Source organism: Epibacterium ulvae, assembly GCF_900102795.1.
GTDB classification, from domain to species: domain Bacteria; phylum Pseudomonadota; class Alphaproteobacteria; order Rhodobacterales; family Rhodobacteraceae; genus Epibacterium; species Epibacterium ulvae.
Map to the genome: position 1 here is coordinate 61,555 of NZ_FMWG01000014.1, position 23,872 is coordinate 85,426.

The 23,872-nt window shown below is 51.7% G+C and carries 24 protein-coding genes; 9 read left to right on the plus strand and 15 right to left on the minus strand.

Annotation, left to right across the window (positions count from 1 at the left end; all coding sequences use genetic code 11):
* Positions 1 to 3: 3 nt before the first annotated feature.
* Positions 4 to 1,068 (minus strand): hypothetical protein, encoded by a 1,065-nt coding sequence (locus tag BLP79_RS17135; RefSeq protein ID WP_090220923.1) that lies wholly within the window; start codon positions 1,066 to 1,068, stop codon positions 4 to 6.
* Positions 1,065 to 1,622, minus strand: coding sequence for an ATP-dependent protease subunit HslV (gene hslV / locus BLP79_RS17140; protein ID WP_090220924.1), 558 nt, complete (start codon positions 1,620 to 1,622; stop codon positions 1,065 to 1,067). Before hslV ends, BLP79_RS17135 begins: the two co-directional genes overlap by 4 nt.
* 255 nt (positions 1,623 to 1,877) lie before the next feature.
* Between hslV and BLP79_RS17145 the strand changes: the two genes are divergently transcribed.
* Complete coding sequence (locus BLP79_RS17145; RefSeq protein WP_090220925.1) at positions 1,878 to 2,072, plus strand: DUF1127 domain-containing protein; 195 nt, start codon at positions 1,878 to 1,880, stop codon at positions 2,070 to 2,072.
* A 131-nt stretch (positions 2,073 to 2,203) separates the two neighbouring features.
* Here the strand turns inward: BLP79_RS17145 and trxA are convergent, their stop codons facing one another.
* From trxA to regB, 8 genes are all read right to left on the minus strand, one after another.
* The gene (trxA, locus tag BLP79_RS17150) at positions 2,204 to 2,524 is read right to left on the minus strand and encodes a thioredoxin (protein WP_090220926.1); all 321 of its coding nucleotides are present in this window, start codon (positions 2,522 to 2,524) and stop codon (positions 2,204 to 2,206) included.
* Positions 2,525 to 2,585: 61 nt separating this feature from the next.
* Positions 2,586 to 5,942 carry a double-strand break repair helicase AddA gene (addA, locus tag BLP79_RS17155; RefSeq protein WP_090220927.1) on the minus strand — a complete coding sequence of 1,119 codons (3,357 nt, stop codon included), beginning with the start codon at positions 5,940 to 5,942 and terminating at the stop codon, positions 2,586 to 2,588.
* A complete protein-coding gene (addB, locus tag BLP79_RS17160; RefSeq protein WP_090220928.1) occupies positions 5,939 to 8,869 on the minus strand; it encodes a double-strand break repair protein AddB in 2,931 nt (976 codons plus the stop codon). Before addB ends, addA begins: the two co-directional genes overlap by 4 nt.
* Positions 8,862 to 9,554: a nucleotidyltransferase family protein gene (locus BLP79_RS17165; protein WP_232716605.1), complete on the minus strand. Its 693-nt coding sequence runs from the start codon at positions 9,552 to 9,554 to the stop codon at positions 8,862 to 8,864. Before BLP79_RS17165 ends, addB begins: the two co-directional genes overlap by 8 nt.
* A complete protein-coding gene (locus BLP79_RS17170; RefSeq protein WP_232716603.1) occupies positions 9,551 to 10,576 on the minus strand; it encodes an aminoglycoside phosphotransferase family protein in 1,026 nt (341 codons plus the stop codon). Before BLP79_RS17170 ends, BLP79_RS17165 begins: the two co-directional genes overlap by 4 nt.
* A complete protein-coding gene (tsaE, locus tag BLP79_RS17175) occupies positions 10,543 to 11,019 on the minus strand; it encodes a tRNA (adenosine(37)-N6)-threonylcarbamoyltransferase complex ATPase subunit type 1 TsaE (protein ID WP_090220929.1) in 477 nt (158 codons plus the stop codon). The genes BLP79_RS17170 and tsaE overlap by 34 nt, the downstream gene beginning before the upstream one ends.
* A gap of 47 nt (positions 11,020 to 11,066) precedes the next feature.
* Positions 11,067 to 12,617, minus strand: a complete 1,551-nt coding sequence (locus BLP79_RS17180; protein WP_090220930.1) for a PAS-domain containing protein — start codon at positions 12,615 to 12,617, stop codon at positions 11,067 to 11,069.
* Positions 12,618 to 12,703: 86 nt separating this feature from the next.
* Positions 12,704 to 14,101 (minus strand): sensor histidine kinase RegB, encoded by a 1,398-nt coding sequence (gene regB, locus BLP79_RS17185; RefSeq protein WP_090220931.1) that lies wholly within the window; start codon positions 14,099 to 14,101, stop codon positions 12,704 to 12,706.
* Positions 14,102 to 14,207: 106 nt separating this feature from the next.
* Between regB and BLP79_RS17190 the strand changes: the two genes are divergently transcribed.
* The 3 genes from BLP79_RS17190 to BLP79_RS17200 all read left to right on the plus strand — a co-directional run bounded on the left by BLP79_RS17190 (position 14,208) and on the right by BLP79_RS17200 (position 16,699).
* Positions 14,208 to 14,825, plus strand: coding sequence for an SCO family protein (locus BLP79_RS17190; protein WP_090220932.1), 618 nt, complete (start codon positions 14,208 to 14,210; stop codon positions 14,823 to 14,825).
* Positions 14,826 to 14,920: 95 nt separating this feature from the next.
* Complete coding sequence (locus tag BLP79_RS17195) at positions 14,921 to 15,475, plus strand: ActR/PrrA/RegA family redox response regulator transcription factor (protein ID WP_090220933.1); 555 nt, start codon at positions 14,921 to 14,923, stop codon at positions 15,473 to 15,475.
* 9 nt (positions 15,476 to 15,484) lie between these two features.
* Positions 15,485 to 16,699, plus strand: a complete 1,215-nt coding sequence (locus BLP79_RS17200; protein ID WP_090220934.1) for a glycosyltransferase 61 family protein — start codon at positions 15,485 to 15,487, stop codon at positions 16,697 to 16,699.
* Here the strand turns inward: BLP79_RS17200 and BLP79_RS17205 are convergent.
* Positions 16,675 to 17,268, minus strand: a complete 594-nt coding sequence (locus tag BLP79_RS17205; RefSeq protein WP_090220935.1) for an HD domain-containing protein — start codon at positions 17,266 to 17,268, stop codon at positions 16,675 to 16,677. The genes BLP79_RS17200 and BLP79_RS17205 overlap by 25 nt on opposite strands.
* Before the next feature lie 196 nt (positions 17,269 to 17,464).
* Here BLP79_RS17205 and BLP79_RS17210 point away from each other — a divergent pair, with 196 nt between their 5' ends.
* The 3 genes from BLP79_RS17210 (at position 17,465) to BLP79_RS17220 (ending at position 19,780) form a co-directional block, all read left to right on the plus strand.
* Positions 17,465 to 17,779 (plus strand): hypothetical protein, encoded by a 315-nt coding sequence (locus BLP79_RS17210; RefSeq protein WP_090220936.1) that lies wholly within the window; start codon positions 17,465 to 17,467, stop codon positions 17,777 to 17,779.
* Between the two features lie 114 nt (positions 17,780 to 17,893).
* Entirely contained in the window at positions 17,894 to 19,279 is a 1,386-nt protein-coding gene (gene ahcY / locus BLP79_RS17215) for an adenosylhomocysteinase (protein ID WP_090220937.1), read from the plus strand.
* Positions 19,280 to 19,438: 159 nt separating this feature from the next.
* Positions 19,439 to 19,780, plus strand: coding sequence for a DUF2853 family protein (locus BLP79_RS17220; protein WP_090220938.1), 342 nt, complete (start codon positions 19,439 to 19,441; stop codon positions 19,778 to 19,780).
* Between the two features lie 281 nt (positions 19,781 to 20,061).
* Here the strand turns inward: BLP79_RS17220 and BLP79_RS17225 are convergent, their stop codons facing one another.
* Genes BLP79_RS17225 through tsaD form a run of 4 tightly spaced genes read right to left on the minus strand, consistent with a single transcriptional unit; the run spans position 20,062 to position 22,814 of the window.
* Positions 20,062 to 20,484, minus strand: coding sequence for an EVE domain-containing protein (locus BLP79_RS17225; protein ID WP_090220939.1), 423 nt, complete (start codon positions 20,482 to 20,484; stop codon positions 20,062 to 20,064).
* Positions 20,484 to 20,756, minus strand: coding sequence for a YciI family protein (locus BLP79_RS17230; RefSeq protein WP_090220940.1), 273 nt, complete (start codon positions 20,754 to 20,756; stop codon positions 20,484 to 20,486). The genes BLP79_RS17225 and BLP79_RS17230 overlap by 1 nt, the downstream gene beginning before the upstream one ends.
* Before the next feature lies 1 nt (position 20,757).
* A complete protein-coding gene (locus tag BLP79_RS17235) occupies positions 20,758 to 21,720 on the minus strand; it encodes an NAD(P)H-dependent glycerol-3-phosphate dehydrogenase (protein WP_090220941.1) in 963 nt (320 codons plus the stop codon).
* Positions 21,717 to 22,814, minus strand: a complete 1,098-nt coding sequence (tsaD, locus tag BLP79_RS17240) for a tRNA (adenosine(37)-N6)-threonylcarbamoyltransferase complex transferase subunit TsaD (RefSeq protein ID WP_090220942.1) — start codon at positions 22,812 to 22,814, stop codon at positions 21,717 to 21,719. The genes BLP79_RS17235 and tsaD overlap by 4 nt, the downstream gene beginning before the upstream one ends.
* A gap of 73 nt (positions 22,815 to 22,887) precedes the next feature.
* On the opposite strand from tsaD, the gene BLP79_RS17245 reads away from it, so the two are divergent.
* Together BLP79_RS17245 and BLP79_RS17250 are read left to right on the plus strand one after the other, a co-directional pair.
* Positions 22,888 to 23,607 (plus strand): uroporphyrinogen-III synthase, encoded by a 720-nt coding sequence (locus BLP79_RS17245; RefSeq protein WP_090220943.1) that lies wholly within the window; start codon positions 22,888 to 22,890, stop codon positions 23,605 to 23,607.
* 49 nt (positions 23,608 to 23,656) lie between these two features.
* Positions 23,657 to 23,872 (plus strand): hypothetical protein (locus tag BLP79_RS17250; protein ID WP_211477635.1); only part of this gene is annotated, 216 nt, incomplete at its 3' end.

Below are 23,872 nucleotides of genomic sequence, written 5' to 3' on the forward strand. Positions count from 1 at the left end.
AAGTTAGTGAGAGGGGGGCAGCCGATGGATCGGCAGAATACCCGAAAAAAGTGAAAGCAGAGCTGCGCGGATACGGGTCCAGAATGCCCCAAGCGCAACAAGAAATACACCAAGGGCCAGAACAGTCACGGCGGTACCCTCCCCATCAAAGACGGTAGAGGCCAGCGTGACGATATATCCGATTGCGGCAATCAAGAAGGAGCGCCGGTCGATCACAATGGCGACAAGTGCGAAGAGTGCGAGAACACCTAAGAGGAGTATATCAGCAGCAGCGGTTTCCTGATTCATCAAAGACAGCGCAAGCGTGTTCACAAGGGCAGGGGCTGCGACAACATGCAGCCAGAACCCCTGTGCAGATCGACGTGTAACCCGATGTGGGTCGCTTAGATCAAACCACATTGCGATGGCAAAGACGACAAGGCCAAGGGCAAGTGTCACCAAGGCAAAAGGTCCATTGGCAGACAAAAGGAACAGATCACTGAATTGTTCTGGTGCACCGGCTTGCAGCCCAGCCAAGAGAAGCGCATGTGTAAACCCACCAAGCGCGATCAAAGCCATCGCAAAGGGAACTTTGAATCTGAGCCAGAATACGAACACAGATAGGGTCGTAAGACCCAGTGGTATCGACAGGCTGGAATAATCCTGCTGTGCAATCATAAAGGGTTCAGCAAAGAAAGAACCAAGACCAGACCCAGCGTTGCCTGCAAACAGGATCGATAGGGCAATTGCTGGCGCGACCATCCGTCGCCGGCGAATAAAATACTCGGACAAGCCCCATAAAATACCCGCGCCAAGGAGTGCTGACCAAATGATTTTATCTTGAAAACCGCCAATCTGTCCCACAAGTGAGAGACCGGTGAAGGCGATCCAACCGCTTGCCAGAATGATCAATCCGATGACGATAAAGATCTCGTTGAAGCCTTTGAACAGCTCAAACGGTTCATCTCCTTCGCGCAGACCTTCACGTGCACCGGTGCGGCTGTGTGCCAGTGCTTGTAGCGATGCGGCTTGTGCCTCAGATAACAAGCCCGAGCCGACAGCAGCGCGAAGATCATCCTGTGAAATCATACTTTGATGCGCTCCACGGTAAGTTTGCCATTGGTGTAAACACAAATATCCGCTGCTATTGCCATGGCGTCGCGCGCAACATCTTCGGCTGATCTATCGCTTTCCATCATGCCACGGGCGGCAGCCAGTGCAAAGTTTCCGCCTGATCCGATAGCAGCCACATTGTGTTCTGGTTCAAGCACATCGCCGGCACCTGTGATTACAAAGAGATCTTTGCCGTCCGTCACGATCAGCATTGCTTCCAGCTTTTGTAGGTATTTGTCGGTGCGCCAGTCTTTGGCCAATTCAACGCTGGCGCGTGCCAATTGACCAGGCGTTGCTTCCAATTTGGTTTCCAGACGCTCCAATAGCGTAAAGGCATCTGCAGTGGAGCCGGCAAAGCCTGCAACTACCTCATGGCCACCGGGAGAGAGGCGGCGCACTTTGCGTGCGGTGCCTTTGATCACAGTTTGTCCCAAAGATACCTGCCCGTCGCCGGCGATAACCACTTCGCCATCCTTTTTGACACCAATGATCGTTGTACCGTGCCAGCCCGGGAATTGCTCGTCTGCCATAATCGTCTCCGCTTTTATTGGCTTCTATATGGAACCAAGCGACAGTTGGTACAAGAGACCTGAGATTCAATGGCTGAGAAGTTTGAAAGAATTGGCCACTTATTGCTTTTGATGAAAAGTTTACAAACTGCACAAATGCTATGCACTGACTGCAATGCGGGGCTGAATAACGGGCAATTGTGAGACTCAGCTGGAGCTCCTAAGTAGGGCTCACAACCGACGCAGGGTCGGCTGTTTCAAAAAAGGAAGCGCACTATGGCTTACATCGCACAACACACCGCGCCATTCGGAGCAGTCAATGAAATCCGTTCGGTGAGTTTTTTCTCTTCGCTTGTTCAGGCTGTTGTTTCTTGGAATGACGCACGTAAAACCCGCAATGCTCTTTCCGAGCTGACAAAGGCTCAATTGGAAGACATCGGTTTGACCGAGTATCACATCGAAATCCAATAAGAGATTTCTGATTGACCACGAAGAGCCACCCTTTGGGTGGCTTTTTTGTGTTTAGAGGGTCTTTTATGCCTCTAAGCAAAAGACAAAAAGGCGCCCCAAAGGACGCCTTTCGAGAATTTTAAGCGATTTACTTAGATGGATTCATCAATCCAGCTTTGCAATGCCGCTTTGGGGGCAGCGCCAGCGCGGTTGGAAATGACCTGACCATCTTTGAAAATAAACAACGCGGGGATGCCACGTACGCCCATTGCAGCGGCTGCATTAGGATTGTTGTCTACATCAACTTTGGCGATTTTCACCTTATCGCCATATTCAGCGGCAAGCTCTTCCAGAGCCGGCCCGATTTGTTTGCACGGACCGCACCATTCGGCCCAGAAATCTACGACTACAGGAACGGATGAGTTTTTGACTTCGGCGTCAAATGTATCGTCAGTGACGGCTACGGTGGACATGCGCATGTCTCCAATATGAGTGGGCAACTGATGGGGAACCTAGGTAGCCCATCCACAATCGTCAAGGTTCCAGACGCTGGAAGTATGCATTGGACACCAGGTCGTGAGGCAAGTGCATCAACGTCGCTGTGCGTGTCCAGATCAAAGCTGTTTTGATCGGTTTATCTGGAAAAATCTGTTTTAAAGCATGTGCATAAGCACCCATTTGGCGCAATAATCCAAGTGGACAGTGATCACTGTCGCTGGGCACATGTGCATTTGATTTGAAATCAACGGCCAAAATATATTCGTCGGTGATAACCAATCTATCAATCACGCCATGCATTCGTGCGCCGTCCGTATCAGCGGTGATCGGGACTTCACATAAGGTATCTGTAGCAAAAATTTCAGTCAGATCCGGATTCGTAATTACGGATGTTGCTTCAGACAAAAGGTCGGGTAAGATTTCTGTGTCGGAAATTAACGCAGCAGCAAGGGTTGGCCAATCTTCAACAGCACGCCTAGGTAGATGTTCTAGCAGCAGGTGTAGCTGACTACCGCGCGCTTTGGCAGCGTCTTCATCTTGGCCTAGCTCACCCGGCAATGCTTTTGCTCCACCAAGGTCAGACGGGGACACAGTTGATGCCTCAGGAGAATAGTCTGGGGCAGCATAGGTGAATACGGCGGGTAATTCCGGCTTTTCAATGTTGTGCACTTCGGGCGTTACAAGCGGCAAACCATCCCAATCACCATGCTCAAGGCGTAATCCTGTGTCGCCATGTATCGAAAGCTCCACTGCGCCACGTTCCTGTGCACCTTGTTCGACCATTTGATACCAGCTGTCACCCTCTTTGGATAATTCACCCGCCGCAGCTACGATCAGCCATTTTTCTGCCCGCGTCAGTGCCACATAAAGCAGCCGCAACCGTTCATTGTGCAGCTTTTCCTGTGCTGTATTCCGTGCCTCCAGCATTGCAGGCGGCATTTGTTCTTTCGGCAGTTTCCACAAGGGTGCCCCCTGTGCGAGCATGATTTCATCATCACTGGGCGCACGGCGTTTGGCTGTATCCGGCAGAATCACAATCGGGGCTTCCAGCCCTTTGGACCCGTGTACAGACATCACACGGATCATATTGCCGGCGGCCCCCATCTGGCGCTTGATTTCAAGCTCATCAGCCTGCATCCAAACCAAAAAGCCTGTGAGACTGGGAATGTCTGTACGTTCATATGCCAGGGCTTGCGACAACAGAGCGTTTATCCCGTCTTCAGCTTCTGCTCCAAGCCGGCCCAGAAGATTTATACGACCCTTGTGCCGGGTCAGAATACGTTCGATCAAATCAAACGGGCGCAAAAAGTCTGTTTGATCTCGCAGGTCGTTGATAATGACAAGTGTGTCGGGAAATTCATCCGCGCGATCGCGTAGTGCGGTCCATAAATATTTGCTTTCCCGGCGGTGGGCGAGATCGAAAAGCTGTTGTTCGCTCCAGCCAAACAGCGGAGATTTTAGCGCCGCTGCAAGAGACAGCGAATCTTCGGGTGTTGCGAGGAAAGACAGCAGCGCTGCAATGTCTTTTACCGCAAGTTCAGCGCCGACTTTTAGCCGATCGGCGCCGGCGATGGGCAGGTTTGCAGCTTTGCAGGAACGGATGATTTCAGAAAACAATTCTGAGCGGCGTTGTACCAAAATCAGAAAATCACCCGGTTGCACCGGACGACGCTGAAAGGTCCCGCGCGCAGCCCCATCTTCGGGAATTGTGACACCGGAATCGATCATCGCACGAATTTCGCCGGCAATGCGTTCCGCCAATATAACAGTATGATGACGCGCGCCGGGGCGATCAACAGGATCGGTCCAATCCCGGTCATCGTCCTCATCAACCTTTTGAACCAACGGCCAGACGTCCACCCGACCCGGAAGATCGGATTTAAAAGCGCGATGCAGCGCGTCTTTGTGAAAGCCGGCGCGGGGGCTGTCTTTGAAGACCTGATCAACCAATCCCAAAATGGCTGCCGAGGATCGAAACGAGAACTCCAGCGCTGCATTTTGCAAACCGGGTCCAGTTTCTGCAAGCCGGTCAGAAAATTCCGCCTGCATACGTAAGAACGCATCTGGATCTGCGCCTTGGAACGAATAGATAGATTGCTTCATGTCGCCGACCACAAAGATCGTGCGTTCCACTCCAGATCGCGCGCCCTCGCCGGCTGTGAATTCCTGCGCCAGCTTTTCAATCACGTCCCATTGTACGGGGCTTGTGTCTTGGGCCTCATCCACCAGAATGTGATCGATGCCACCATCCAGACGATAAAGCACCCAAGCGGCAACGGCTGGATCGTTCAGTAATTGACGTGCTTTGAGGATCAGATCATCAAAATCCAGCCAACCGCGACGCTGTTTACGTCGCTCGTATTCGGGCAAGAAGGCCGCTGCAAATGCATGCAGCTTATGAGATTTATTTACTGCAACCAGTGCAAGCCGGTTGGCACGGGCCTCTTCAACACGGCGCATGAAGGGTTCCAACTGATCCATCAGGCTTAGATTGGCTTCGCGGATCTTCTTTGTTGGAAAGCTGTTTATCTTGGCGCTAAAGGGAGATTTGGCAGAAGCTCCGGTTAGAAAAACGGACTCTAATACGGGTAAGTCTGCCAACGTTGGATGACTGATACCTTGCAGTTTTGTAGCGGCTTTTTGGTCCGTTGTTCCCCCTGCAGATAGCGCATTGCGCAGCTGGTTGATAACATCAGCCTCCCCCCCGCAGAAAACGCGCGCCTCTAGTGCGGTTGCGTCAAAATCGCTGGGCACATCGAACAGAGCGCACAGTTCTGCGCGTGATAGCGGTATTTCAAACGCGGCGCGGCGCTGGCAGATGGCGGCCGTGATCGTTTGAAAATCGCTGCCTGCAACATGTGGCGCGAGTGCTTCGACTAAATCAGCTTGCTCACCTCTCGCAAGATCTTCCACCACTTCAGCCTGCAATAACGTCGCTGCTCGTTCTTCCATTTCAGAGAATTGTGGGCTGACACCAGCCTCTAGGGGGAAGCGTCGCAACAGAGACGAACAAAAGGAGTGGATCGTCTGAATTTTCAAGCCACCGGGTGTTTCAATCGCGCGCGCAAACAAGGTGCGGGCCTGTGCCAGCCCATCAGGCGTAATAACATCTTCGGCCCCTAGATCCGTCAAGGCACCGATCAATGCGTTATCGGGTAACATTGCCCATTCGCCCAACCGTTTGAACAGCCGGTTCTGCATCTCGCTGGCAGCGGCCTTGGTGTAGGTGAGACATAAAATATGTTGGGGTTGCACGCCTTTTAAAAGCAGGCGTGCTACACGGTCGGTTAGAACCTTGGTTTTGCCTGAACCGGCATTAGCAGCAAGCCAGGTGGAGGCATCAGGCCGGGCTGCGCGGAATTGCGCCTCGGATGCAGCGTCGCGTGCAGTCATGTCAGGTGTTCCTGTTTCGCCTCAGAGCTTCGATCCCATTCGCCAAATCTTGCAAGATGGTCATAATCGCCGGCGATATCGTCTCGGTGCACCATACGCCGACTGGAATATCCCTGGTTTGGATCAAAATAGGCCTCGATGAGAGATTTAAGCTCTGTCCAGATTTTTGCCGGCGGTTGTTCATCCAAGGGGGCGCGAACCTCTTTTAGGCTGCTGCCTAAACCAATGAAAAGTGCGCGCTGGACTTCGGATGGGCCAAGATCTGCAAATGCACCTTCTTCAGCCATTGCCGCTTCAATCAAGAGCTGTTTTTCAAATTTCTTCTGTTGGGCTTCAGAAGGCGGAGCCCCTGTTTTGTAGTCATACAAATGCAGGAAACCGCGATCATCCATATCTATTCGGTCAGCACGGCAGGCGATGGTGAAATCAAGCGGTTCCAGCCTCGCCTCTCCTTTGGCTTCAAATGCAACGGGGCGTGCGCGGCGTTGGCGTTCTTTTTCCGCTTGGATAAATTCATCTGCAATGCGTTTGATACGCGACAGCCATAAGGTGCGAGCAATGGGCCACGGAACATGTTCAGCCAAAAGCTGATGGGCTGCTGTGATCAGATTGTCTGAATGCAACGCATCCGGGTTTGCAAGCGTGTCTTTAATGAAGGTTTCAAACACCTCATGAACGACAATACCGCGTAACAGGGCATCAGGTTTCTGTACCAGAGAATCCAATGGTTTCAGGCGCAACACATGTTTTGCGTAAATAGCATACGGGTCGCGGATCAGACGCGGTATTTCCGTTATGGTCAACCGGCGGGGTCGAGCGCTTACTGGGGGGCAGGGAGCGGGGCGGGGTGCCGCTGGCGCCGGACGCGGTGTTTCCAATACATCCGCCCAACCCAGCCATGTTTGACCGCGCGCGCGCATTTCAGACAGAAGCTGAGGGCCGTGCAGATCTGGCAGGCCTGACAAAAGGTTTGTCATCCGGTTCAACCAGCGCGAGGGAACCGTGTCGGATTCGTCAGACCGTTCTGCACGGGTTAGCCAGACTTCAGGCGCGGCGATGGCTTGCTGAAAGTCATGAGCCGCCAGACCAATCCGACGTTCAGGCAGCAAAAGCCCAGCCTGATTGCGCAATTGGCGGTTCAACCATGGATCTGGCGCGGCTGCTTCGGGCCAGCTGCCTTCGTTCAAGCCGCCAAGGATGACGAGGTCTGCGCCCTGAACACGTGCTTCTAGTGTGCCCCAAATCATAATTGATCCATAGGGTGCGTCCCTGTCGCGCACTTCTCCTTGGCTCAGCAAAGCACCCAACAGATCGGCAAAATCCTGCGCGGACATCTCGCCTCCAAAGGGGGCCTCAGCGGTAAGGGTTTCGATCACTTTCAGCGCTTCACGACCAGCCTTTTGATCCCAAAGCGTGCCGGATCCTTCGTCCGCGCTGCCTGTTGAGAGCTGTTCGGCCAATTCCCGCAATTTGTTGACCCACATTGTAAGCGGGAGCGCGTGTTTCTGGGTTTTCTCGTTAAAACAGCCGGTTAACCATTGGATCCAGCCGGGGATGAGATCGCGCTCCATCCCAAAAGCGGCAAAGCTTTCGCCATCTGGGAAAGGTGGCCCATTGCGGCGCATATGCAGTTCTAGTTCCCGCGTATGACGCAGGTGATCTCCACGCGCGCCGCCATCATGGCACAGCGGATGTTTGAGGAGAGTAAATAGCGCATCTGGTGTCAATGGCCGACAAAACAGCCCGGCAACATGGCGTAAGAACCGCCCTGGTGGCGAGAGTTGCAAAGGGAGGCCTGCAGAATCATCTGGCAGAATATTCCAGCGATCCAAGGCCGCAGAAACCTGACGCGTTAACATACGATCCGGGGTAATTAACGCAGCGGTTTGTCCATCTTCTGCGGCTTTTCGTAAGCGCAATGCAATCGCCAGTGCCTCTGCGCGAGGGCTTGGCGCCTCCACCAGCGTTAGGTTTTGTGTGGCATGGTCGAGATCTTTGAGCTTTGGTCCCTCGCTCATCCAAGCATCTGTGACTGGGGCCGGGCGCAGGGCGAGAGAAACCAGACGATTGCGTGCAGGTGAGGGAGGCTGTTCCTTGGTCCAGAGCTGAACATCTTTCGGTTCCATCTCTAGATCGCGCATCATCTTGTGAAATCGATATTGTGGGTGGTCTTCTGAAATGAGCGGATCATCCAAACCTGCCCAAACGGCATCTGGTTGATCGAAATCATAACCGGGAAGAATGATTGCGCCTTGTGGCAGGCGGGCTATGGCCTCCATCAGCATCAAGGTTGTTCCACGTGAACCGGTGGAGCCGGCCAGGATAATGGGATGTTGTGGTGGGGAAACCTGCCATTGGTGGATTAGGTTTTCTACCATTTGGCGTTGGCGCGCCTGTGAATCCATTGCGCCATCGTGCAGTGCAACAAATTCATCTGCGATACCAATAAACGCCTGCGCCCGTGCCCAATGTCCTGACATGTCAGATACATCAAGGGTTCGGATTGTATCGGTGCTCACTCCTTCGCCCTGCATTTCGTCAATCAATTCCGCCAGACTGTCCGAGAGGTCATAAAGCGAAGCACGCGCTGCAAGATCAGGCTGTGCATCCAGTAACTTCGCAATCAGTTGGGAGAGTTCTAATCGCCGCCGAAGGGGTGGAAGCGCAGGAGGCAACCCATTCAATGTTGCTTGTTGGGACAGATCCGCCAAGAGTGACAGTTTTGGGAGCAACAGCGCTGGGCCTGCATCGAACAATTGTCGCACGCGTCGCTTCATACGGGCGGTGTTTACGATCACTTCAGCACGTGCCAGTTCCTGTGGTGGCAAATGGCGTGTGCGCGCAACCAGACCATGCACAAGGGCGCGTGGAAAGTCTACACCGCAGGGGACGGCAAACAGTCGGGGCAGCGCGCTTGGATCAAACATTTTTGGCCATTAAGTCTTCAGCTTGCGTGATACCTTCGGGTGTTCCAACATCACACCAAAAGCCGGGATATTCGACGGAATAGAGTCTGTTTTCCTGTGCCATCATGTCCCACACAACATTGAGCGAAAAGGACGTTTCAGGGATGTCTTTCAGCAGATCTGTTTTGAGGATTTGCACACCGCTATAGACCAGGTTCCCACCACGGATCAACGCGCCCGTATTTGTGACCGAGAAATCACCAGTGCCTCTACGGCCCACGCAGCGCTTTATGGGCACACAAACCAAGAGTGCGTCCATTTGCGATGGATCCCAGGCTTTGGCTGCGCAGCTGAGCGGGTTTTCCCCTTTCCAAATGACATCTGGATTAACGGTAAACACCGGATTGGGGCCCAGCGAAGGCAAAGCATTGCGCAGGCCCCCACCGGTATCCAGAATTTCAGAGGCTTCGTGACTGATTTCCACGCCTTTTGGTTCCAGATGTTGGTGTAGCGGGGCCGGTAGGTAATGGGTGTTGGCCACGATGATGTCGGCACCAAATTGATCGATCAGATCCAATGCGTGATCTATCAGCGGACGTCCTGCAACGGGGACCATGGGTTTTGGCATTTCAAGCGTTAAAGGACGCATGCGTGTGCCAAAGCCCGCCGCAAATAGCATTACGGACTTAGGAGTATGATCGGTCATGGTTGTAGTTTTTCCAATGTCTCGGGCGTTGGTTCAGGAAGCGCGACACGTAAAATATCAGCTATAGGATGTAAGGCAGGCTGGTCCAACCCGCGGCAGATATAGCGCCAAACTCGCGGTATGAACTGCAGGTATTTTGGCTTATTATACTGCTGTGATAACCGTGCAAAAACACCCATGATCCGGATGTTGCGTTGCACACCCAAACGCCAATACGCGGTTTCAAAGGATTGAGCCTCGATACCCGTTTGTGCAATGTAATGCGTGATCATTTGACGTTCCAATGTAGGGGATACATCGCGTCTGGCGTCCTGCAACAGCGACACGAGATCATAGGCCGCATGCCCTACAAAAGCATCCTGAAAATCTAACAGCCCGACATTTGCCTTGCCGCTCCGCTCAGGTAGCCAGATCAGGTTTTCAGCATGAAAATCGCGCTGGGCTAACACTTTTGGTGCCACCGTGATGTGTTCCATAAGAGGTTGGAACGTTTCAGTAAATAATTGCCACAACGCTGGATCACTCCCCCAAATTGGAGTGCGGTAGTGGGTAAATGCCAAATCACACATCTGTGTGAGGTGATGTGCATCGTAAGTGGCTAAACCGGCAGGTAAAGGCGTGTTGCGCAACGCAATCAGGACCTCTGTCGCAGCCGTATAAAGATGAAGCTCTTTTGCTTCATCGTTTTCGATCACCTCTTTAAAGCGCGTATCTCCCAGATCTTCGAGGAGCAAAAAACCGTTGTCAGGATCTTCGGCCAGAATTCTAGGCGCGCTAAAGCCATGTTTTACAAGATGCTGAGCGATTTTCACAAATGGGCGGATATCTTCGCCGTGTTTTGGTGGCGCATCCATCAAAACGGCTGTCGTTGCGCCAAGCTGTAACCGTTCGTAGCTGCGATTGGAGGCATCACCAGCAAGGTATGACGGTATAGCCTCGCGCCAGGGTGTTGTTTCCAGAAAGCTGCGTTTCAGGTGATTGCGATCTGTCATGATGTGGCCTGCGCGATCAAGCGATCCCATTTGGGATCTTGCCAATGTAAGGAAAGCGCACGTGCATTTTCATCACTGTCCGAGAGCGAAAAGCGCATTCTTAACGCATGTCCGGGGGTGAGTTCCGCAAGTTTTTCTGGCCACTCTACCAAAGTGATTGCGTGATCAAATGCTTCAAACAGGCCTAACTCTTCGACTTCTTCCAATGAGGATAGACGATAAAGATCGCTGTGCCAGATTTCGCTGTCTGGTCCGTCATAGATTTGCACCAGGGTGAAGGTGGGAGAGGGGACGTCTTCGGGAAGGGGGAGCAGCGATTGTATGAGAGTGCGTGCAAAGAATGTTTTACCTGCGCCAATCTGACCTTCCAGTAAAAGACAATCCCCAGGTAAAAGCGCGCCTGCAAAAAGGCGCGCCAGATCTTCTGTCTGTTCAGGCGAATTCAAAGCAAGAGATGCAGCGTGATTTGTCATGGCGCCACAATGACTTTGTGGCGCAAAAGCTGCAAGTCACTCGGTCCTTAAGATTGGCCAGCGATGGCAGTAAAGCGCTGTTGTTCCAAGGGAAGCGTCGGGGTATCGGCGGATTTAAAACGCACCATAGTTGCACCGTTTTGCAAAGCGCAAACCTGACAGATCAAATGATCTCCACTTCGTGTTTGCACATTACACCACCAAGGATCCCGATTTTCGGTACCAAGAGTAAAGTCGCGGATCGATCCCCAGGTCGATGTTGCAACAGACTTATCTTGCCACACGCGGCAAGCATCTACGATTGACACTTTCGCAAAGCTTGAATCTGGATCCATGTTCCACATCTTGTGGTACACTTCATTTGAGAAAGACATGGTGCCATCTTTGCTGAATACGGCGATTGCTTCGTCCATGTGATCCATGATCGATTGACCGACTTCCAGCTCAGAACGGAATTGACGTGTCAGAGTGATTTCTGCGGTGATGTCCTCGAACAAGAAGGCGATTGCCCCATCTGGGTGTGGACGACCTGAGACGGCATAAACTGATCCTGATGGCATGGACCATGTCTCCTGATATCGACCTTCAGCAGCTGCTTCTAGCAGGTCCGCCATTTGGTGGCGCCAGCTGGAATAGTTCTTTGGTTCAGGCATCATGCGTTGATCCCGAAGACGGTCAAAAAAGGTCAGCATATTTGGGCGCGAGCTGAGAAAGCTTGCAGGCAGCGCTGTAAGGTCAATTAATACCGGATTGAACAAAACCAGCTGTCGGTTCCGGTCAAAAATCGCGAGACCGATCGAGAGCTGTGCGAAGGTTTTCGCAAGCGTTTGTACAAAATTGCGCTGGGCAACCTCTGCATCAACCACAGCATTCACATCGACGGCATGACACAGCCAGCCCGCTTCGGTTTCTGTGGTCGATACATTATACCACAGCTTTTTTTCCATTTCTGGCAAAGGGATAGAGATACGCTCTGGACGACCACTTGCTTTGGGCTCTTCTAAGTCGGTGAACAAAGGCACCTCAAAGTCCACATCGCGACCACGGATTTTATTGCTGAGATCATCATAGGCAATATTGGTCCAGGTTACGTCACCTTCATCTGATTGCAACCAAACAGGGTAAGGAGCCTGATGCACTGCCGCACGCAATGTTGTCAGCTCTTGATCCAGAGATTTGTTTTGTTCTTCTATTGTGCTGCGACGCAATTGAACGCGCGTGATGCCGTCAATCCATTCGCAATGCGCCTCGCGGCTGTCGGCGTTTGCGGTGCCCGAAAGGACAAGAGGGCCGACATCTTTTAAGAAGTTAGGAGACTGTGGTAGGCCGGGATAACTGCGGGCCAATTGATCGCGTAGACTGCTCCAGTTGAAATCATCAGTTCGGTCACCGATGAATTTCTTTGCTCCAGAAGACCAGCCGATCAGCGTGTTTTCATCAAAGAGAAAAACCGCGTCCGTGCGCCCATCGCCGAGTAGCAGATCATGTTCCATGGATTTTGCACCAGAGGTAGGCGAGAGCCACCAGACTGCGACCGCAGCAGTTGCGGTACATAGTGCTGCCAGTATGATCCATTCTATTGAAACGATGTCCTGCATTATCCTGCCTCGATCAGTTCGTTGTTTCATACATCGTTGTTCATAATGGTTAAACGAAGTTTAATTGGTTGATGAAAAATAAATAATTAGACTACGATTTTCTTGTTTTTGCCCAAAGGAAGCGCCTGATCTCCCTCAATCGCATCAATTTTATGCCGCGGCCATGAGACCTGAACGATGGCACCGCGGCGGATTGTATTGGGCAACAGTGTTTGAAATGGATCTGAGCCGTTGGCAAATTGCAGTTGCGCGCCGCTGCGTTCCAGAAGCGTTTTGGCGATAAAAAGACCAAGCCCCATACCTTCATATTCTGGCCGCTGGCGCCGGTCAGTCTCGCTGCGTCTTTTGCGCACAAATGGATCGCCGATTCGACCAAGGAGGTGAGAAGGGTAGCCTACGCCGTCGTCACTTATTTTGACTGAAATGCTCTCATCGCTCCAGCTGGCCTCGACCCATACGTTTCCACGGGCAAAATCTACCCCGTTCTGGATTAGATTGCGAATGCCGTGGATGATTTCAGGTTTGCGCAGAATATTGGGTTGATCACTGTATTGGCTGTAAAGTGCGGCCACTTCGATGTGGATTTTTTTGCCGCGGGTCATATGCGGTTCGGCGGCTTCGTCTAGCACCGCTGACAAGGGAGCTTGTTGCATATGGAGATCAGATTTACCGGCCCGTCCCATATCACGCAGAATATCACGACAACGGTCAGCTTGATCCCGGATGAGTATTGCGTCTTCTTGCAATTCGGGACGTGTTTCCAGTTCTTCAGCCAGTTCCGAGCTTGCAAGTTTAATCGTTGCAAGTGGCGTGCCCAATTCATGCGCCGCTGCGGCGACAACCCCTCCGAGATCAGTCAGTTTCTGCTCACGAGATAAGGCCATTTGGGTTGCAGACAAAGCATCTGACATTGACCGGATTTCTGAGTTAATCCGATAGGAATATGCGCCGTTGAAGAGAATAGCGATGACAATCGCGATCCAATTTCCGAACATAAAGATTTCAGGGAGTACCAATTCACTGCCATCTGTCAGAACCAGTTCCAAATGAAATGGCAGTAAAAGTGTGACAAGGGCGACAGCTGATCCACCAATCGCAAGCGCAGAACGCAATCCCAGGGTCGAGGCTGAGATGGTTACAGGCCCCAGAACCAAGAGAGCAAAAGGATTGTTAAGTCCGCCTGTCAGATACAAAAGGAATGTCAGCTGCAGAAGGTCAAACATTACCATCAAAAAATTCTGATATTCCGTCAGGCGTTTGTTTGCGGGAAACATAAAGGTTGCCGCTAGATTGCTGACGATTGAGGTTCCGATTGCCAGAAAGCACAATCCCAAAGGTAACTGCAGACCATAAAGCCATTGTCCGATAAACAAAGCTGTCAGCTGGCCAAAAATCGCAACCCATCGCAAGAGCGTCAATGTGCTGAGACGGATCCAGTTGCTGCGCTCTTGGCCGTTCATTAACGGTGGGGTGCTCTCGCTCATGTGACGCTTTGCTCCAGTTGAACCTTGGGAAATACATGATAGGACATGGCAGAACCATTTTTGAAGTTTTCGAAATGGCTAATGGTCTGGCTTAAAAGGTGCTGCAATGACTCGACTTTTTGCAATTTTGGCCGCAACAGCGGCGGTTGGCGCGATGGGGGCTGCTTGGTATGTAACGCAATCGCGTGACAGGGATCAATTTGCGCAATGTCGCAGCAGTCAGATTGCAGGTGGAGCAGCTGCGATTGGTGGCCCGTTTGAGCTTGTCAATGCTTCGGGGGAGACGGTATCCCACACCGATGTCATCACTGAGCCATCTCTAATTTACTTTGGGTATACGTTTTGCCCGGATGTCTGCCCCTTTGATCTGGCGCGCAACTCTGATGCTGTGGATGTTCTGGCCGAAAACGGACAATCGGTGACCCCGATTTTCATTTCAATTGACCCCGAGCGCGACACGCCAGAAGTCGTAGGTGATTTTGCCTTTAATCTGCATGATAAGATGATTGGTCTCACCGGATCTGCTGAACAGGTCAAAACGGCCAGCAAAGCTTATAAGACTTACTATAAAAAGCAGGAAGGTGATCCAGAGTATTATCTGGTTGACCACTCTATCTTTACCTACCTAGTAACCCCTGAACACGGGTTTCTTGAATTTTTCCGGCGTGAGGACACGCCAGAACAAATGGCAGAAAAAGTTGGCTGTTTTCTAGAAAATGCCTGATTCAGACTGAGCCAAGCGCGGCGATTTGACCTTTTGATAGACTGAAACATATCGTTCAGAAGGCAAACGTCGCGGCCAGCGGAAAGGATGAGACTATGGCAGATATTGATCCAGAGGCACTTGGGGCCGATAAAAGCCTCTTATTGGTTGACGATGACGAACCTTTTCTACGCCGTTTGGCAAAAGCCATGGAAAAACGTGGATTTGAGGTAGAAACAGCTGGCTCTGTTGCTGAAGGAACTTCAATTGCAACCGCGCGACCTCCGGCCTACGCAGTTGTGGATCTACGATTAGATGATGGCAATGGTCTGGATGTTGTGGAAGCATTACGCGAGCGGCGACCGGATAGTCGTATTGTTGTGCTGACAGGATATGGTGCTATTGCAACCGCTGTGGCTGCGGTGAAAATTGGCGCAACAGATTATCTGTCCAAGCCTGCAGATGCGACAGATATTATGAACGCGCTTTTGGCAACTGGTGATGAATTACCACCGCCACCAGAAAACCCAATGAGCGCGGATCGCGTCCGATGGGAGCACATCCAGCGCATCTACGAATTGTGCGATCGCAACGTTTCAGAAACTGCTCGTAGGTTAAACATGCATAGGCGCACGCTGCAGCGTATTCTGGCAAAACGTAGTCCACGTTAGGAGCACACAATGACTGATCGCACTTTGGGAGCACATGATAAGCCATCTCCCGAAGGCGGTTGGTCTGAAACATGTGTGACACTTAATTCTCCTTATGTTGTACCGCCGCTGATTAGCGGTTTGGTACAGCCTGCCGGAATATTGGCTGCAGATGGCAGTTATTGTGATCACGGGGCTCTGTGGCGTCGGCATCGGTCAATCACGACGCCACCTGACATCCCTTCAAACGTACCCGATCAGCTTGCGGGGCGTTGGCTGTGGGGCGGTGTGCTATGGGCTCATTTTGGCCATTTCCTTGTTGAAAGCACCTCGCGCCTTTGGGCATTGGATGACTTGTCAAAAGATATAGATGGTATCTTATTCATCCCGAAGCGTCCTAGTGAGGAAACCGAAATCCGTGGTTTTCATCGTCGGTTTGTTGATCTGATTGCACCCGGATTGCCGATACGGGTTGCCAATCAGCCGACGCGTGTTGAAGAGCTTATTGTCCCGGGGCAAGGGTATGGTTTGGGACAGATCATTTCTGGAACACAACGGTTTCGAAATTTTATTCAAAGCAGATTTGCGTGTGATATTGCGCCGGAAGGTCCGGACAAACTTTATATTTCTCGTTCCAAATTGGGTCTGCGCAAGGGAGGGTTACTTGGGGAAGAGCAGCTTGAAACTCTTCTAGAAGAACAGGGATACACTATTTTCCATCCGCAAGATCACAGTCTTGATGTGCAACTCGCTCGGTATAAGGCCGCAGATAAGATCGTTGCAGTGGATGGCTCTGCCCTGCATCTCTATGCGATGGTCGGACGTTCTGATCAGAAGGTGGCGATGATTTTGCGCCGTATGTCAGGAGCCAGCCAGCAATTGGTGGACAATGTTTCTGCGTTCACTGGCTGCGGTATGGTCGTCGTAAACGCTTTGCGCACGGAATGGCTACCGATTGATCAGCAAAAATCAAACCGGTTGAGCTTTGGCGAATTGGACCACAGTAAGGTTGCGATTGCACTGAGTGCGAAAGGGTTTATAGCAGCTGACAGCGAATGGCCTGCGTTGAATAGCCGCGAACGGCGCAAGTTGCTTTGGCGAAAAGGTATACGCGAAGATGAAAATTTCGTGGAATCGCCTGAATTCCGCAAAAAAGCTATTCGAGAGATGCGACAAAAGCGCCGCGCCAGACGCGTCGCACGTTTGGCTTCGGAAGGGGATCAGAGCGCTTCGAGCAACTCTTGATGTCTTGAAACAAAATCGTATCTCACCTCTTTAGGAGGGCGTAGGTCAATTTTCAGATCTTGTATTATTTCGGGTTTTGGGCGACCAAAAAATTTGCTGGCTTCTTGTTCTGAAAATCCGGCAATCTGCACGGCTTCCATCCACGCACTGATTTTGTCTGCGCGTTTAATCTGCGCTTTGACAGTCTTCGGTAAAATTGCGGGTAGGCCAAATCGAATATGAATAGCGGCCATTAAGCGATCGTCTAGTATGCCATAATCCGGTCCTACAGCGGCCTTTACGGGTGAAATCATATCACCAATGACGTATTCTGGAGCATCATGCAGCAATGCCGCAAGCTGCCATTTGACTGGGGCTTTAGGATTGAGGCGGGTGAATAAGGTTTCAACCAGGAGAGAGTGTTCAGCCACTGAATAGGCAAAATCGCCGCGTGTTTGACCATTCCAGCGCGCGACAAAGGCCAATCCATGGGCAATATCTTCGATTTCAATATCAACCGGTGTTGGGTCCAATAGATCCAATCGGCGACCTGAAAGCATCCTTTGCCAAGCTCTTGGTGTTGTTGGCATTTTTTACTTTCCTCAGTTTAAATTACAGCGCCGGGTTGTTCTTTTACGAGGCGTTTTACGGTGGTGTATCCACAAAAACTTGAGCCCGCGTGTGTTTGTAATACGCCAGAAGGCACCCCATCTTTATTTCATGAGAGTGGTCACGCCCTCATGTGGCGCTCTCGCTTAGACGAACCTCTAGCGAAAGGAGCTTGTTATGTTCAAGCGTTTATTGAGCACCTGTATTGTCTTTGGAATGGCAGCAACAGCACCCCCGGCCTGGGCGATGAATTGTGCAGATCGTTCGGTGGTGATTGAGCGATTGCAAAGCAAATTTTCTGAAACACTGACCGTAGGCGGTTTGCAGAATAATCGTCAAGCTTCATCACTGGTTGAAATCTGGTCATCTGGTGAAACGGGAACATTTACAATTCTGGTCACACGGCCAAATGGGATCAGCTGCGTTGTTGCTGCAGGTACTGATTTCTTTGAGGCACTGCCCGACACAACGCCGATTGGCACCCCAAGTTGATGCACAGCAACGTTATGCGTGTTTTCACGTGGAACGTGGCCATGTTCGTTGCTTATAAACCTTTGCGATGTTAGCTCCTGCCCAAGAAAATCCCAAACCGGAATGGAGCTGACTATGGCTGGGGACTATATCGTCAAGGACATCACGCTGGCTGACTTTGGTCGCAAAGAGCTGGATATCGCTGAAACCGAGATGCCAGGCCTGATGGCGCTGCGCAAAGAGTATGGCGAAGAGAAGCCGCTCAAAGGGGCGCGGATCGTTGGTTCGCTGCACATGACCATTCAGACAGCGGTTTTGATCGAAACACTGGTCGCGCTGGGCGCAGATGTGCGTTGGGCGTCTTGCAACATCTTTTCAACACAAGATCACGCAGCGGCGGCAATTGCGGCAGGTGATATCCCTGTATTTGCGATCAAAGGCCAGTCTTTGGAAGAGCATTGGGACTATCTGGACAGATCTTTCCTGTTTGAAGATGGTCCAAACATGATTTTGGATGATGGCGGCGATGCAACGCTGTATGTCTTGCTTGGCGCGCGTGCTGAAGCGGGTGAAGATATCATCCCAGTTCCCACCTCTGAAGAAGAGACTGTGATCAAAGCGCAGATCCAAAAGCGGATGGAGCAATCTCCGGGTTGGTTTACCAAAACCCGTGATGCAATTCTTGGTGTTTCTGAAGAAACAACCACAGGTGTGCACCGTTTGTATGAGCTGCAGAAAAATGGCCAGCTGCCATTCCCTGCGATCAATGTGAACGACTCTGTTACCAAGTCGAAGTTCGACAACAAATATGGCTGCAAAGAATCTCTGGTAGACGGAATTCGCCGCGCGACCGACACGATGATGGCCGGCAAAGTTGCGGTTGTTTGCGGTTACGGTGACGTAGGCAAAGGCTCAGCTGCATCATTGGCCGGTGCGGGTGCACGGGTCAAAGTGACCGAAGCTGATCCGATTTGTGCGCTGCAGGCCGCAATGGATGGTTTTGAAGTGGTTCTGCTGGAAGAAGCGCTGGACGCGGATATCTTTATCACCACTACGGGGAACAAAGACATCCTGCGCATTGAACACATGCGTGAGATGAAAGACATGGCGATTGTGGGTAATATCGGCCACTTCGACAATGAGATCCAGATTGCCAACCTCAAGAACCACAAATGGACCAATATCAAAGAACAAGTTGATATGGTCGAAATGCCTTCGGGCAATCGTCTTATCCTGTTGTCCGAAGGGCGTCTTCTGAACCTTGGCAATGCAACTGGCCATCCATCTTTTGTGATGTCAGCTTCTTTCACCAATCAGGTACTGGCGCAGATTGAATTGTTCCAACGTGGCGATCAGTACAAAAACGAAGTCTACATCCTGCCAAAGCATCTGGATGAAAAAGTGGCCGCGCTGCATCTGGAGCGCGTGGGTGCGAAACTGACAAAACTGACATCTGAACAGGCTGCCTATATCGGTGTAAAACCTGAAGGCCCGTTTAAACCAGAGCATTACCGTTATTAAACGTGCTTTGAAATAGATTTGAAAACGCCGCCCTCAGGAGACTTTGGGCGGCGCTTTTATTTGGGGGAATGATTTATAAATCTTTTCCTTTGCGGATCACGGCACCGTGACTAAGCTCCTTGTCAATAAAGATTGAATTTTTGAACCGGGGAGCCCGACATGGGAAAACGAGACGATCTGATTGCGCAATATGCTGAAGACCTGAAGGCAAAATGTGGCATGGAGCCAGATATGGATTTGTTGACCAAAGTCACAATTGGTTGCGGTCCGGCAATTTATAACGCGGATGCGTCAACTGTCGCATCTTCACAAGAGTCTGAGTTGGAAACCGTAAAAACCAACTTTCTCATTAAAAAACTTGGCCTTACGGATGGTCCAGAGTTGATGGATGCGATTAATGCGGTCGTGGAAACCTATGGCCGATCAGAACGGAATAAATATCGCGCTGTTGTCTATTATATGCTGACCAAACATTTTGGCAAAGAAGCTGTATACGGCTAACAATTAATGCCCATAAATGCCTCCCGCCCTTTGGTGGTGAGGCATTTTTCCTAAGTCCATGAAAATTTGAGCAGAATTCTCCGCGCTTATGATTTGCAGAATCAGAGGGGCTGGGGATAACTTTGATCTACAGGCTAGGATGGCCGAACCGATATTCTGATACGCGTGTGGTGGTAATGGAGCACGCGGGGTGGAAGGGAAGGTTCTGTTCGTCCCGGAACCTTCCCTTTCTTATTGTGAAATGCGCTGCGTTAACATCATTACGTACATGCCAATTGATATCAGGCGGGGCTTGTTGCGCCCATTTTGCAGATAAGCTCCCATTCTTCAGCGCTGACAGGTTGCACTGATAGACGGGGGCTTTTTACAAGTGGCATATTTCCCAGTTCCGCCGTCGCCTTGATCTGTTCTAGCGTGACAGGCTTTGTAAAACTCTGGCGCGCCTTGATATCCACGCAGTCCCAACGGGGATCATCAATCGTGCTGTCTGGATGGCTTTCAGCGCAGATTTCGACGATGCCGACGATCGCTTTTTCTTTTTGAGAATGATAGAAAAACCCAAGGTCTCCGAGCTTCATTTGCCGCATGAAATTGCGCGCTTGATAGTTGCGCACGCCGTCCCACTCTTCACCGGTTTCGCCCTTGGCTCGCTGTTGGCTCCAGCTCCAAGCGGAAGGTTCCGATTTGAACAGCCAGTAGGCCATCACCCGATAACCTTTTTCCAGACGATCAATTCAACTGACTCAAAAAGACCGGCTTTGGCGTAAGGATCATTGTCGGCCCAGTTTTGTGCAGCGGTCATGTCTTCTACATCTAAGATGATCAAAGAACCGATCATGTCGTCAGTGTCTCCCAGCAAAGGTCCGGCTTGGGCGACGACACCTGTCTCTTCGATATAAGCAAGGTGCGCCGTGCGATTGTCCAGGCGTGTTTGCAAGTTTCCTGATTTGTCGCGTGCGATGAGGGCAATCAGCATGTTATTCCTCTTTCAATGGTCTGTTGAGCAGTTGAGCGGTGGCTTCGGTGATCGTCAAGCGTTGATCCAGTAAAGCCACAACAGTTTGAGTAATTGGCATATCGATCCGCATGTCTGTTGCCTTAGCATATGCTGCACGCGCGGTGGCGGCGCCTTCGACGGTGACGTTTGGGTCAAAGGTGTCACCGGCGCCGATGGCCAATCCCAGTCTGTAATTGCGAGAGAGGTCAGATCCACAGGTCAGTGCAAGGTCTCCAAAGCCAGAAAGGCCTGCAAGTGTCTCTCGTTTAGCCCCAAGTGCCAGCGCCATGCGCTGCATTTCAGCAAACCCACGGGTCATCAATGCAGCACGTGCACTATCGCCAAGACCTGCACCGATGACGGCACCGCAAGCGATGGCGAATACATTTTTGAGTGCTCCGCCCAGTTCAGCGCCAATTGTATCCTGTGTGCGATATAGACGCAGATTGTGCGTTGTCAGCTGGTCTTGTAGATTTTTGGCTGTTGTGGAGGTGGCGCAGGCCAGAGTTAAAGCGGTCGGCAACCCTCGCGCGATATCGGCTGCAAAACTGGGGCCTGTCAAAAGCGCAGCACGTTCATTTGGCAACACCGCGCGCAGTACACCGATTGGGCCAAGGCCAGTGTTCAATTCAACGCCTTTACAACATGCCACAAGTGTTTTTGACCGTAGAAAGTCCTTGTTTTCCAAAAGAAAGTTCCGCATTTTTTGCATCGGGACAGCCAAGAGAAGCGTATCTGCCTGCGTGGCTTTGTTCAGATCAGAGCTGACAGTTAAATGATGTGGGAAAGGAAGTGAGGGCAATCGTTTTTCGTTTGTGCGCGCATGATGCATTGCGTTTGCATGGTCTATATCACGTGTCCAAAGTGTAACGGGTGACATATCAGCCAGTGAGATTGCCAAGGCGGTTCCAAATGCGCCGGCGCCCAACACTGCAACGCTCATGCTTTTGCACCTTTGCGGCCACTGCCCAGAAGCGCGGGGCTTGTCTGATCCAGAGGCCAGCGTGGGCGTGCGGCCAGATCCATTCCATCCCGCGCGCCGGACTTGAAACGTTCAAGGCCTGCATAGGCAATCATTGCAGCATTATCTGTACATAAGGAAAGAGGCGGCGCAGTGAAGGCAACTCCAGCGTCCGTACTTGCAGCTTCTAACCCCTTGCGAATGGCTGTATTAGCAGCAACGCCACCGGCTACTGCAATTGTGGGGTGGCTTGGGTTACTTTCAAGGTAAACAGCAAGAGCACGGCGTGTTTTGCCCACCAGGACATCCACAACAGCCGCTTGAAACCCAGCACAGAGATCGGCGCGATCCTGCCGGGTCAGCCCGCCTTGTTTTTCCGCGATCTGATCGCGCATGCGCATCAGCGCAGTTTTCAGGCCGGAAAAGGACATATTGCAATCAGGCCGGTCCAGCATCGGACGAGGAAAGCGAAACCGTTTGGCATCACCCTGTGCGGCTTCGGCCTGAACTGCGGGGCCACCGGGCTGCGCAAGACCCAGCAAGCGGGCGGTTTTGTCAAAGGCTTCGCCGGGTGCGTCATCGATCGTGCCACCAAGACGGGTAAAATCCTCGGGACCACGGGCAATCAGGAACTGGCAATGGCCACCTGAGACAAGCAACATGAGATACGGATAAGGAATTTGATCCGTGAGCCGCGGCGTAAGCGCATGACCAGCAAGGTGATTTACACCAATCAATGGCAGGCCGGTTGCTGCAGCAATGCCTTTGGCGCACATAACACCGGACATAACACCGCCGATCAGTCCGGGTCCTGCGGTGACTGCGACGGCATCCAGATCAGCGAGCCCTATTTTCGCATCCGCTAAAGCATCACGTACGCAAAGGTCCAGTTTTTCGGCATGCGCGCGCGCTGCAATTTCTGGCACGACCCCCCCATAGGCACTGTGAAGGTCTGTTTGTCCAAAGACAATCGAAGATAAAATTTCAGGTTGAGCGGAACCCTGTTCGCGGACAACGGCTGCTGCTGTATCATCACAGCTGCTTTCCAGTCCCAAAATGGTGATTGTCCGTTCCATGGCCTTACCGTTGCATCAAAGTGGCTTGGGGGCTACCACCTATTTAACCATCTAACAATCCCAGGAGATCGTGATGACGGTGCTCTTGCTGACACGGCCAAAAGACGCTTCGGCGCGGTTTTGGAGCCAGTTCACCGCTGATGAGCAAGCATCTTGGCAGAGTATTGTATCGCCCCTTTTGCAGATTGTCGCAAAAGAGGTATCGATTGATTTGTCGGGCTATGCTGGTGTGGTGTTTACCTCGGCCCATGCGGTGGAGATCACGTCGCAAAAGACGATGCAGCGTGGCCTTGCATTTTGTGTGGGAAGACATACCACAGACCGAGCTGTCGAATTTGGATGGGACGCATATTGTTTCGGGGCAAATGTCGATGGTTTTGTGCGTGCGCTTGATCCTGTTCAGGGGCCCCTCCTGCATCTTCGCGGACAGCATACACGTGGCGATCTTTGCAACCGATTGCAGAATCAGGGGCAACTTTCTGAAGAGACGATCGTATATGATCAACGGTATTGTTCGTTTTCAGCGGCTGCACAGCGGGCACTTGAGGCAGAAGTTCCGGTGATTGCGCCAATTTTTTCCCCTCGAACTGCAGAACAGTTTGTAAAACTCTGCAGCGCAGCGCAAAATCTGTATTTGGTGGCGATGAGTGAGGCAGTGGCCGAACCTTTATCTGCTTTGGATGCCAAAGACTTGATTGTTGCGCAGGATCCAACTGCTGCGGCGATGGCTGAAGGCGTGCGTTTGGTCGCAATGCGTTTGGCACGGGTTGAGGGTAATAAAACTGCGCAGTAGGGTGCGCACAAAGGTCGTTTGAGTTTTGACAACGGAAAGGGATATCGGCGTGGCAAAGAAGAGAAACTCCAAGGCACCGGCAGCAGCAAAAGCTGAAGTCGAAACTTTGGACCAAGACAAACGTCAGCACGGCGATGATGTGGTGGAGACAGAAGTAGGGATTGACGATGTCGAAACCGTAGAGAGCCTCTCTTCCGAGACCGAGACCGAGACCGAGACCGAGACCGAGACCGAGACCGAGACCGAGACCGAGACCGAGACCGAG

Coding starts and splice junctions, on each gene's coding strand:
- BLP79_RS17230 (WP_090220940.1), bottom strand. CDS start 20,756: ATGCTGATTGCCCTCATCGCACGCGACAAATCAGGAAACTTGCAAACA.
- tsaE (WP_090220929.1), bottom strand. CDS start 11,019: ATGACAAATCACGCTGCATCTCTTGCTTTGAATTCGCCTGAACAGACA.
- tsaD (WP_090220942.1), bottom strand. CDS start 22,814: ATGGAACGGACAATCACCATTTTGGGACTGGAAAGCAGCTGTGATGAT.
- ahcY (WP_090220937.1), top strand. CDS start 17,894: ATGGCTGGGGACTATATCGTCAAGGACATCACGCTGGCTGACTTTGGT.
- BLP79_RS17210 (WP_090220936.1), top strand. CDS start 17,465: ATGTTCAAGCGTTTATTGAGCACCTGTATTGTCTTTGGAATGGCAGCA.
- hslV (WP_090220924.1), bottom strand. CDS start 1,622: ATGGCAGACGAGCAATTCCCGGGCTGGCACGGTACAACGATCATTGGT.
- trxA (WP_090220926.1), bottom strand. CDS start 2,524: ATGTCCACCGTAGCCGTCACTGACGATACATTTGACGCCGAAGTCAAA.
- BLP79_RS17180 (WP_090220930.1), bottom strand. CDS start 12,617: ATGCAGGACATCGTTTCAATAGAATGGATCATACTGGCAGCACTATGT.
- BLP79_RS17245 (WP_090220943.1), top strand. CDS start 22,888: ATGACGGTGCTCTTGCTGACACGGCCAAAAGACGCTTCGGCGCGGTTT.
- BLP79_RS17170 (WP_232716603.1), bottom strand. CDS start 10,576: ATGGGATCGCTTGATCGCGCAGGCCACATCATGACAGATCGCAATCAC.
- addB (WP_090220928.1), bottom strand. CDS start 8,869: ATGTTTGATCCAAGCGCGCTGCCCCGACTGTTTGCCGTCCCCTGCGGT.
- BLP79_RS17165 (WP_232716605.1), bottom strand. CDS start 9,554: ATGACCGATCATACTCCTAAGTCCGTAATGCTATTTGCGGCGGGCTTT.
- regB (WP_090220931.1), bottom strand. CDS start 14,101: ATGAGCGAGAGCACCCCACCGTTAATGAACGGCCAAGAGCGCAGCAAC.
- BLP79_RS17205 (WP_090220935.1), bottom strand. CDS start 17,268: ATGCCAACAACACCAAGAGCTTGGCAAAGGATGCTTTCAGGTCGCCGA.
- BLP79_RS17135 (WP_090220923.1), bottom strand. CDS start 1,068: ATGATTTCACAGGATGATCTTCGCGCTGCTGTCGGCTCGGGCTTGTTA.
- BLP79_RS17225 (WP_090220939.1), bottom strand. CDS start 20,484: ATGGCCTACTGGCTGTTCAAATCGGAACCTTCCGCTTGGAGCTGGAGC.
- BLP79_RS17145 (WP_090220925.1), top strand. CDS start 1,878: ATGGCTTACATCGCACAACACACCGCGCCATTCGGAGCAGTCAATGAA.
- addA (WP_090220927.1), bottom strand. CDS start 5,942: ATGACTGCACGCGACGCTGCATCCGAGGCGCAATTCCGCGCAGCCCGG.
- BLP79_RS17200 (WP_090220934.1), top strand. CDS start 15,485: ATGACTGATCGCACTTTGGGAGCACATGATAAGCCATCTCCCGAAGGC.
- BLP79_RS17220 (WP_090220938.1), top strand. CDS start 19,439: ATGGGAAAACGAGACGATCTGATTGCGCAATATGCTGAAGACCTGAAG.
- BLP79_RS17195 (WP_090220933.1), top strand. CDS start 14,921: ATGGCAGATATTGATCCAGAGGCACTTGGGGCCGATAAAAGCCTCTTA.
- BLP79_RS17235 (WP_090220941.1), bottom strand. CDS start 21,720: ATGAGCGTTGCAGTGTTGGGCGCCGGCGCATTTGGAACCGCCTTGGCA.
- BLP79_RS17190 (WP_090220932.1), top strand. CDS start 14,208: ATGACTCGACTTTTTGCAATTTTGGCCGCAACAGCGGCGGTTGGCGCG.